At 73.1% G+C, this 9,334-nt stretch carries 9 protein-coding genes; 4 read left to right on the forward strand and 5 right to left on the reverse strand.

Annotated elements, in window-relative coordinates:
• Nucleotides 1-9: 9 nt before the first annotated feature.
• From ABD127_RS14925 to ABD127_RS14935, 3 genes are read right to left on the reverse strand one after another with little or no spacing between them, the layout of a single operon-like run.
• Nucleotides 10-561 carry a serine O-acetyltransferase gene (locus tag ABD127_RS14925; protein WP_344202946.1) on the reverse strand — a complete coding sequence of 184 codons (552 nt, stop codon included), beginning with the start codon at nucleotides 559-561 and terminating at the stop codon, nucleotides 10-12.
• Nucleotides 562-576: 15 nt separating this feature from the next.
• Entirely contained in the window at nucleotides 577-1,872 is a 1,296-nt protein-coding gene (locus ABD127_RS14930; RefSeq protein ID WP_344202947.1) for a lipopolysaccharide biosynthesis protein, read from the reverse strand.
• 3 nt (nucleotides 1,873-1,875) lie between these two features.
• Entirely contained in the window at nucleotides 1,876-3,060 is a 1,185-nt protein-coding gene (locus ABD127_RS14935; RefSeq protein ID WP_344202948.1) for a glycosyltransferase family protein, read from the reverse strand.
• A gap of 77 nt (nucleotides 3,061-3,137) precedes the next feature.
• Between ABD127_RS14935 and ABD127_RS14940 the strand changes: the two genes are divergently transcribed.
• The 3 genes from ABD127_RS14940 to ABD127_RS14950 are packed head-to-tail and all read left to right on the forward strand — an operon-like array spanning nucleotide 3,138 to nucleotide 5,631.
• The gene (locus ABD127_RS14940) at nucleotides 3,138-3,857 is read left to right on the forward strand and encodes an FkbM family methyltransferase (RefSeq protein ID WP_344202950.1); all 720 of its coding nucleotides are present in this window, start codon (nucleotides 3,138-3,140) and stop codon (nucleotides 3,855-3,857) included.
• 32 nt (nucleotides 3,858-3,889) lie between these two features.
• Nucleotides 3,890-4,555, forward strand: coding sequence for a class I SAM-dependent methyltransferase (locus ABD127_RS14945; RefSeq protein ID WP_344202952.1), 666 nt, complete (start codon nucleotides 3,890-3,892; stop codon nucleotides 4,553-4,555).
• 8 nt (nucleotides 4,556-4,563) lie between these two features.
• Nucleotides 4,564-5,631: a glycosyltransferase family 4 protein gene (locus tag ABD127_RS14950; RefSeq protein ID WP_344202953.1), complete on the forward strand. Its 1,068-nt coding sequence runs from the start codon at nucleotides 4,564-4,566 to the stop codon at nucleotides 5,629-5,631.
• A 19-nt stretch (nucleotides 5,632-5,650) separates the two neighbouring features.
• Here ABD127_RS14950 and ABD127_RS14955 read toward each other — a convergent pair whose 3' ends face one another.
• Together ABD127_RS14955 and ABD127_RS14960 are read right to left on the reverse strand one after the other, a co-directional pair.
• Nucleotides 5,651-6,712 carry a glycosyltransferase family 4 protein gene (locus ABD127_RS14955; protein ID WP_344202955.1) on the reverse strand — a complete coding sequence of 354 codons (1,062 nt, stop codon included), beginning with the start codon at nucleotides 6,710-6,712 and terminating at the stop codon, nucleotides 5,651-5,653.
• 5 nt (nucleotides 6,713-6,717) lie between these two features.
• Nucleotides 6,718-7,650, reverse strand: coding sequence for a beta-1,6-N-acetylglucosaminyltransferase (locus ABD127_RS14960; protein ID WP_344202957.1), 933 nt, complete (start codon nucleotides 7,648-7,650; stop codon nucleotides 6,718-6,720).
• Between the two features lie 157 nt (nucleotides 7,651-7,807).
• On the opposite strand from ABD127_RS14960, the gene ABD127_RS14965 reads away from it, so the two are divergent.
• Complete coding sequence (locus ABD127_RS14965) at nucleotides 7,808-9,265, forward strand: GuaB1 family IMP dehydrogenase-related protein (protein WP_344202958.1); 1,458 nt, start codon at nucleotides 7,808-7,810, stop codon at nucleotides 9,263-9,265.
• Nucleotides 9,266-9,334 lie beyond the last annotated feature (69 nt).

A 9,334-nucleotide genomic window follows, 5' to 3' on the forward strand; every position in this document is an offset into this window, starting at 1 on the left:
GCAGGAGGATCAGCGCTTGAGGACCTTGGCCGGGATCCCGGCGACCGTCGCGCCCGGAGGGACGTCCTTGAAGACCACGCTGTAGGCGCCGACGAGCGCCCCGTCGCCGACCGTCACGGCGCCGTAGACGGCCGACCGCGACCCGAGCACGACGTCGTCGCCGATCACGGGATACGGCATGTCGCCCCGGGCCCGCGGGTCCTTCACGCCGACGTCGACGCCCTGGTGGATCGTGACACCGGAGCCGACGACGACCAGCGGGCCGATCGTGACGCCGCCCGGGTGCTCGATCATCAGGCCGGGCCCGAAGCGGGCGCCCGCGGAGATGTCGATGCCGAGCAGCACGATCCCGATGCCGCGCAGCATCCCGCCGACCTGGCGGTGTCCGCGCTCGGTCAGCCGCTGCTGTGACCGGATGAACAGCGAGGCCCAGAGCCCCGGCCGCTGGAAGCCGCGGTGGAAGGCCTTCCACCACGGATCCATCGATCCGGTGAAGCGTTCCATGTCCGACGAGACGAGGTGGGCGAACGTGTACGTGTCGGGCGTGGGGGTCACCGTCATGCGCCACATCGTAGGTCAGTCGTCGTCGCGCGCGGCGGCGATGGGCACACCTCGTGCGTGGCGTCCGACACGCCGCGAGGGCGCCGTCCGGACGACCGCGACCCCGAGCGCGAGCACCGCACAGACCGCGACCGCGAACATCGCGATGCCGGCTCCGACCGGCTCGCCCATCCGCGCGGCGACCACGATCCCGAGGACGACGACGGGCGTGAGCGCGAGCTCGATCCACGACGCCGAGCCGCCGCGCTGACGTCCCTGCAGGACCGCGATGAGGATCCGCCGGTACCCGAGCAGGGCGGAGGCCGCGATGAGCCAGTACGCGATCGGCACCGCGGCGGCGAACTCCTGGCCGAAGGCTATCTCGATGACGGGCTTGGCGATCGCGGCGACGAGCAGGCCGACGACCGCCAGCATCAGGGCCGTGGCCCCCAGCCAGCGCACGACGAGCCGGTGCTCGGCGGCCGGGTCGCGCTGCGCACCGGCGATGCGGGGCAGCAGCACGGCCGCCATGCCCGAGGCGAGGGTCGAGGTCAGCGCGGCCAGCGCGATCGCCGCCGCGTACAGGCCGAGCGCGGCGGTGCCGAGCATCGCGCCGATCAGGGCCCGGTCGAGCGAGAGCCCGTCGATCGGGCCGATGCTGCTGACGTAGGTCGACCGGGTCATGCGCCACAGCTTGCGGCCCTCGACGCGGTCGGTCTCGTCGTCCTTCGGGAGCCGCGCCGGCCGCAGGAGCAGGACGGAGACGATCAGGCCGATGGCCAACGAGGTGGCCATGACGACCGTCACGACCAGTGCGGTGGACTCGCGCACCGCGACGAACAGGATGACCAGGGTCGTGGTCGACAGCGCCTGGGGCAGCAGCGTCGCCACCGCGACGCGGTTCATCGGGGCGCTCTCGCCGAGCAGCGCGTTGGTCACGAGGCGGAAGCCCATGCCCTGCAGCGCCATCATCACGACCATGAACCCGAGCCACCAGACGTAGGTGGCGCCCGGGTCGCCGTGCAGGAAGATGAAGAGCACGCCGAACGGGACGGACCCGGCGACGCCGAGACCGACCCAGGTCGGCACGAGGTGCCGGAGCCCGTCGCGGGCGCGGACGCCGCGGTCGGCCAGGCTGACGGCGACGGAGTTCGCCAGGCTGCCACCCAGGGTCAGCTGCGTCGCCATGCCGCCGAGGGCGATCACGAGCGCGACCTCACCGCGACCCTCGACGCCGAGCAGCCGCGCCGAGACGATGCCACTGATCGTGACGAGCCCCTGGATGATGAAGCCGGCGCCGATGACGAAGAGACCGGCGAGCTTCTGGCCCACGGGTCAGTCCTGTCGAGCCGCGAGCGCGGCCGCGGGGTGGGGCACGCCGTCGGCGCGGACGTCGAGCAGGCGGCGGCAGTACTCCTCGACCGCGGCCCACTGCTCGTTGCGGCCCGTGCGGATCTCGACCTCGCCGGCCAGCACCGCACGCATGGCCTCGCCGAGCGCGGGGACCGTCAGGTCGCACGCGACGCCGCCGCCGGTGAACCGGACCTCGCGGGCACGCACCTTCGAGCCGGCGGTCACGACCGCGACGCCCGCCGCCTCGGCCTTGCCCATGATGCCGCTCGGGCCGTTGTTGGTCAGCGCCAGCGGCACGACGTCGACCGCCGCGACGAGCCGGTCCAGCACCTCGTTGGTCAGGTACTCGTCGCGCACGATGACGCGCTCACGGCTCGCCGGAGGCAGCGCCTCGACCCAGTCCCGCACGCCGTCGGAGAGCTTGCCGGCGAGCAGCAGGTCGGCGTCGACCCCGGCCTGCTCGAGCGCCTCGAGCAGCATCGGGGCGTTCTTGCGCTCGTAGATCACGCCGAAGATCCCGGCGATCCGACGGTCGGCGGGCAGGCCGTACTCGGCGCGCCACTGGTCGCGGTCGCGGGAGTGGGCGGCGCAGAACTCCGGGTCCTGCACGCGCTTGACGATCCATCCGCGCGCCGTGTCGTCGCGACCGACGTAGCCGACGACGCGGTGCAGCGTGCCGGTCAGTCGCCCCGCGACCGAGAGGATCGCCTTGGGGATCTTGAGCTTCCAGCCCGTCAGGTCGCCGAGCGGCACCCGCGCCGGGTACCGGGTCAGCATGAAGTGCACGCGCGGACGCACGGCGAGCGTGCGCAGCGGGCCGCGCGCGACGAGCCACCACCGCTTGAGCGCCTGGTCGCCGTCCATGTGGAGCACCAGACCCACCGGCGTCGACGGGTCGGTCGCGCGGGCCCGGGTGACGACCTGCTCGACGAGCTCGGTCGTGGGTGGGTTGTTGGTGTCGAAGACCTCGTGCACCTCGACGCGCCCGGCAGCGACGTCGTCGCCCAGGTACTCGCGGAAGGCCGGGTCGTCGGCCGCGCCGCGACCCGTGAGCAGCACGACAGGACCCCACCGCACGGCCTCCTGCGTGACCCACGACACCGACTGCATGTGGTGCCCCGCGTAGTCGGGGTCGACGACGAGCGTCGTGATCGACGCAGACTTCATGAACGCTCCCGACGGCTCGGTGAATCGGGCGACAGCGTACGCGAGATCCGACCGCTCACGGGCGCTAGGCTGCCGCCGTGGCCTCGCTCAACTCGCTCGTCATCTCATCGCTCGCGAAGCGTGGCTTCGTGGTCCGGCGCCATCCCGCGACCCGCCGCCAGCGCCTGCTGGCCTCGCACCGGGTCGACCTCGTGCTCGACGTGGGCGCGGCCCGCGGCGGGTACGCGACCGAGCTGCGCGAGTTCGGGTACACCGGCCGCATCGTCTCGTTCGAGCCCCTGGCCGCCGCGCACGCCGGCCTGGCGCAGGCCGCGGCGGGCGACTCGACCTGGACCACGCGCAACGTCGCCCTCGGCGACACGTCCGGGCCCCAGACGATCAACGTCGCCTCGAACAGCGACAGCAGCTCGCTGCTGCCGATGGCCGACCAGCACCGCGACGCCAGTCCCGACATCGACTACGTCGGCACCGAGACCATCGAGGTCGCGCGGCTCGACGACCTCGCCCCGGAGCTGCTCGGCTCGGACGACCGCCCGTTCCTCAAGATCGACACCCAGGGCTTCGAGCGGGCGGTGCTGACCGGGGCCGCCGGCACGCTCGACCGGCTCGTCGGCCTCCAGCTCGAGCTGTCCTTCGTCGAGCTCTACGAGGGCGGGATGCTGGCCGACGAGGCCATCGCGTTCTGCTACGACCACGGCTTCTCGCTGGTCGGCCTGGACCAGGGCTTCAGCGACCCGGGCGGTGCCGTGCTGCAGGCCGACGGCGTGTTCCTGCGCACCCCCGGTGGGAAGTCATGACGTCGGCCGTCGCGGCCGGTTAGGGTTCACGCGTGAACCCCCGCCTGCGCGCCTTCGTCAAGCCGGTCGCCCGCCCCGTCGTCCTGGCCGCCAACACCCCGATCGCCCGTCGCCGGGCGCTGCGTGAGCTCGAGTCGCATCCGCGTCCGCTCAAGCTCGAGATCGGCGGCAACGCCCCCCGAGCCGGCTGGTTCGTCACGAACGTCGGCCCCTTCACCAAGCACTACCTCGACGCCACGGCCCCGTGGCCCATCGAGGACGGCGCGGTCGAGCTGATCTACTCCGACAACGTCATCGAGCACATCCCGCTCGTCCCGGCCCGCACGCTGTTCGCCGAGGCGTACCGGACCCTGCAGCCCGGCGGCGCGATCCGCTTCGTGACGCCCGACCTGCGCGCCCACGTCGACCGCTACCTGGCCGGCGTCGCCCCCAAGGGCGACCCGGAGGCGGCCGTCTACGAGGAGTCGGGCCTGACCGTCGAGCACCCGCTCGACTGGGTCCGCATCCCGATCGCGTCGTTCGAGCACCACCTCGGCTACGTCTACGACTTCGACACGCTCAAGCTCGAGCTCGAGCGCGCCGGGTTCACCCAGGTCAAGCGTCACGAGCTCAACGAGAGCGACCACCCGGGGCTCGCGGGCCTGGACCTGCGCGCGGCCGAGGGCGGCGCGCAGATGGCCGTCGAGGCCACGCGCTGACCTGACCGATGCGCGTCGCGATCCTCGCCACCGGCTGGGCCGGCTTCAACGACGCTGCGTGCCGTGAGCTCGCGGCGCGCGGCGTCGAGCTGCTGATCGTCACCGAGAGCCAGACGGCCGACACGGCCTACGACGGCCTTGGCCTGACCGAGTACGCCCAGGTGCACCTGTGGCACGGCGCCCCGGCCGACGGCGAGGTCGCCGCGGCGGTCACGGCGTTCGCGCCCGACGCGGTGCTGATGCACTCGTGGCACTACGCGCCGTACCGCGAGGCGATCAAGGCCGTGCCGGCCGGCACCCTGCGGGTCCTCTGGATGGACAACGTGTGGCGCAACGTGCCGAAGCAGTGGGTCGGTCGCGCCGTGGCCCCGTGGTGGGTCCAGTCGATCTTCGACGCCGTCATGGTGCCGAGCGACCGCACCGAGTTCTTCGCGCACCGCCTGGGCTTCGGCGAGGGTGACGTGATCCGCGGGTCGCTCACGGCCGACACGAGCCTGTTCGGGTCCGATCCCCGCACGGGTGCCGAGATCGCCGGCCGGCGCACGTTCCTCGCGTGCCAGCGCCTCGTGCACCACAAGGGCGCCGACGTGCTGGCGGACGCCTACCGCCGCTACCGCGCCGGGACCGACGACCCGTGGGACCTCACGATCGCCGGGCTCGGCCCGATGGCCGACGACTTCGCCGGGATCGACGGCGTCCGCCTGCTCGGCTTCCAGCAGCCCGCCGACGTCGCTGAGCTCATGCGGACCAGCTCGGCCTTCGTGTTCCCGTCCCGCATCGACCCGTACGGCGTGGCCCTGCACGAGGCGGCGCTGAGCGGTCTGCCGCTCGTCACGACCTACCAGGTGGGTGCGGCACCGTTCTTCGTCCAGGACGGCCAGAACGGCTGGACCGTCGCGAGCGGCGACGCGGCGGCCCTGGCCGCGGCGATGGCCCGCCTCTCGCAGGCCTCGCCGGAGCGGCTCGAGGCGATGTCGCTCGTCAGCCGCAACCTGGGCGGGCGGCTCACGTCGGCCGGGTGGGCGGCGAACCTCGAGGAGCAGCTGACCTGGCGCCTGGCCGCCCTCCGCGGCTGAGGGGCCGTGCGGCTGAGCGTCAGCCGGCGAGCCGGTCGACCAGCTCGCGCCGCGCGGTGATCGCGGCCGTGCGTCGCTCGTCGAAGCGGGCCGCGGCCGACGCGCTGGGCTCGAGTCCTCCGCCGCGCACCAGGTCGAGCACGACCTGCGCGAGGTCGGCGTCGACCGGCACGACGTGGTCGACCGGCAGCACGTCGCCGAGGCAGCCGACGGGGTGGGCGACGGCCGGGACCCCGTGGCGCAGGGCGTCCAGCACGACGAGCGGCTCCGCCTCGTTGACGTAGGTGCTGGGGAAGACGAACAGGTCGATCGAGCGGTAGAACGCCTCGACCTGCGGGGCGTCCAGCCGGCCGAGCCACTCCAGGCGCCCCCCGAGCTCGGCGACCGCCGCCGTCACGAGCGCCTCGACGTCGTCGCCGACGCAGGGGCCGGCGAGGACGAGCCGGGCGTCGACGCCCGCGTCCAGCAGGCGGCGCAGGGTGTCGATCGCCGTGTGGACGCCCTTCTCGCGGGTCAGGTTGCTGAGGTGGCCGAGCACGACCGGGCCCTCGGCCGCCACCGGCGCACGCCCCGTGGGTGCGGCCTCGGTCATGAGGCCCGCGTTCGAGCACACGTGCACCGTGCGGGCTCCGGCGTACCGGGCCTGCAGGCGACGACCCATGTCGGGCGAGAGGACGACGTGCTCGAGGCCCGGACCGCCGAACCGGACGATCGCGGCCATCGCGCGCAGGTGCCGGGTCAGGTAGCTCGAGTTGTGGTGGTGGAACACCGTGCGGTGCCCCGCCAGACGCGCGAGCAGCACGACCATCGCCTGGTACCAGAGCAGCTCGCCGCCCGCCCCGCCCAGGTAGACGGCGTCGCGACGTCGCAGGACGAGGCGCGGGACGAACCGCAGCAGCCCGCCGAGCAGCGCGAGAAGACGCCGCGGGAGTCCGGCACCGTCGCCGATGTCGACCGTGACGACGTCGATCTCCTGGCGCTCGCGCAGCGCACCCACCATGCGGTCGGTGACCGCCGAGGCGCCGTGCACCGGCGGGGGCAGCGGTCCGAGGACTCGGACGACGCGGCGGTGGGAGGACACCGGCGTCAGGCCTGCTGGGCTCGCGGTGCGGACGGCCCGGGCGAGACCGCGCGGACCTGCTCGACGGCCGCCAGCACCTCGTCGAGGTCGGACGAGCGGATCTTGCGGGCGAAGTACCCGCCGGACTCGACGATCTCCTCGGCGTAGCTGCCGTCGAGCCACACGCCCAGCGTCGGGTGGATGTACGAGAAGTTCGGGAACTCGCTCGGCCACTTGCCGTCGCGCGGCTCCACGCCGAACTCGGTGCGGGTCGACCACGTCGGGTGCGAGTGCACGAGGGTCGCGAAGTACATCTCGAGCGGGGTCTGCGTGCGGCGGAACAGCGCCTGGACCTTCGGGTCGTGCGCCTGCGGGAGGATGTCGAGCAGGCAGTCGCGGCTCAGCATCGTCCACGTGCTGCCCCACACGGGCACGAGCGGCTCGAAGGCCGACGGCTTCACGCGCGGCAGCAGCGTCGACAGGCCGCGACGGGTCGCGCCGCGGCGCTTGGCCGAGAAGCCCGAGCCGCCGACCGGGGCGGCGTCGTAGAAGTGCCGGCGCCGGACCTTGTTCTCCATGTACGGGGTGCCGTCGAGGACCGGGATGGCGCGCACGTGCTCGGACCACGGCACGGACTCGGCGTAGGCGAAGAACTCCTCGAGCGGTCGCACCGGGAAGTCGGCACCCGAGAGCAGCGCGATGCTGGAGCCCGGCGCGTCACCCAGCTCCTCGAGGCAGTCGCGGTAGACCCGCAGGACGGCCTCGACCTCGGAGAACCCGCCCCAGCGGACGTCGACCCGGTCCTCGACCAGGCGCACGCCCGGGATGTCGCGGAAGGGCGTGATGTCGGTCGTCGCGTCGACGTGCAGCACGACGGGGTGTCCGGCCAGCGCGGCGGCGAGCCGCCTGGTCATCTCGGGGTCCTGGTGCGCCAGCACCCCGAACGCGATCTCAGGCATGGGGCGCGGCACCTTTTCCTCGTCGAGTCGTCACGGCCGGGGGCCGCAGTCGGCGTCCGGACTCTAACATCCGGGACCGGCCTCCCGGTGGCCTTCGGACGACCTCCCGGCGGCTGTGGAGCGAGGTCTGCGTCACCCCCGGACCTAGACTGAGCGGGTGGAGTTCCTCAACGGCCTGCAGCCCTCGCACGACCTGACCTACAACGACGTCTTCATGGTGCCGCGACGCTCCGACGTCGTCAGCCGCTTCGACGTCGACCTGGCCACGGCCGACGGCACGGGCACGACGCTGCCGCTCGTCGTGTCCAACATGACGGCGATCTCCGGACGCCGCATGGCCGAGACGATCGCGCGCCGCGGCGGCATCGCGATCATCCCGCAGGACATCCCGATCGACGTGGTCGCCTCGACGGTGCGCCGGGTCAAGGCCGCGCACACGATCTACGACACGCCCGTCACGGTGCCGTCGTCGATGACGGTCGGCGAGGCGCTGAGCCTGATCCCGAAGCGCGCGCACGGGGCCGCCGTCGTGGTCGACGACGGCAAGCCGCTCGGCGTGGTCACCGAGCGCGACGGCGCCGAGGTCGACCGCTTCGCGCAGGTGCACGAGGTCATGGACACCGACATGTTCACGCTCGACGCCGGGCTCGAGCCACGTGCGTACTTCGAGGCGCTCGCGAGCCAGCACCGCCCGCTCGCCCCCGTGCTCGACGGCGACTCGCTGGTCGGTGTCGTGACCCGCAAGGGCGCGCTGCGCTCCAGCATCTACACCCCGGCCACCGACCCCGACGGGCACCTCGTGATCGGCGCGGCCGTCGGCATCAACGGCGACGTGCGCGCGAAGGCGCGGGCGCTGCTCGAGTCGGGCATCGACGTGATCGTGGTCGACACCGCGCACGGCCACCAGGTCAAGATGGCCGACGCCCTGCCGGTCGTCCGCGAGGAGCGCGACGCGTTCGAGACCCGCTCGGGTCGTCGCATCCCCATCGCCGCGGGCAACATCGTCTCGGCGGACGGCACGCTCGAGCTCGTCGAGGCCGGCGCCGACATCGTGAAGGTCGGCGTGGGCCCGGGCGCGATGTGCACGACCCGCATGATGACCGGCGTCGGCCGGCCCCAGTTCTCGGCGGTGCTCGAGTGCGCGGCGGCCGCCCGCTCGGTCGGCGCGCACGTGTGGGCCGACGGCGGCGTGCGGTACCCGCGCGACGTCGCGCTCGCCCTGGCCGGCGGCGCCGCGAGCGTCATGATCGGCTCGTGGTTCGCGGGCACGCACGAGAGCCCGGGCGACCTGAAGTTCGGGCCGGACGGGCGGCCGTACAAGGAGTCCTTCGGCATGGCCTCCTCGCGCGCCGTCGCGAACCGCACCCGCGACGCGGCGGGCTTCGAGAAGGCCCGCATGGCGCTGTTCGAGGAGGGCATCTCGACCTCGCGCATGTTCCTCGACCCGGAGAACCCGGGCGTCGAGGACCTCGTCGACCAGATCACGGCCGGCGTCCGCTCGAGCTTCACCTACGCGGGCGCCCGCTCGCTGCCCGAGTTCGCCGACCGCGCCGTCGTGGGCCTGCAGTCCTCCGCCGGCTACGACGAGGGCCGCCCCCTCCACGCGAGCTGGTAACCCCGCGCGGTTTCCCACGAGACCGTCGGAATCCCGCGTCGAGCGCACGAAACTTCATGCGCTCGACGC

The sequence above is a fragment of the Aeromicrobium alkaliterrae genome (genome assembly GCF_039529015.1).
Lineage (GTDB): Bacteria > Actinomycetota > Actinomycetes > Propionibacteriales > Nocardioidaceae > Aeromicrobium > Aeromicrobium alkaliterrae.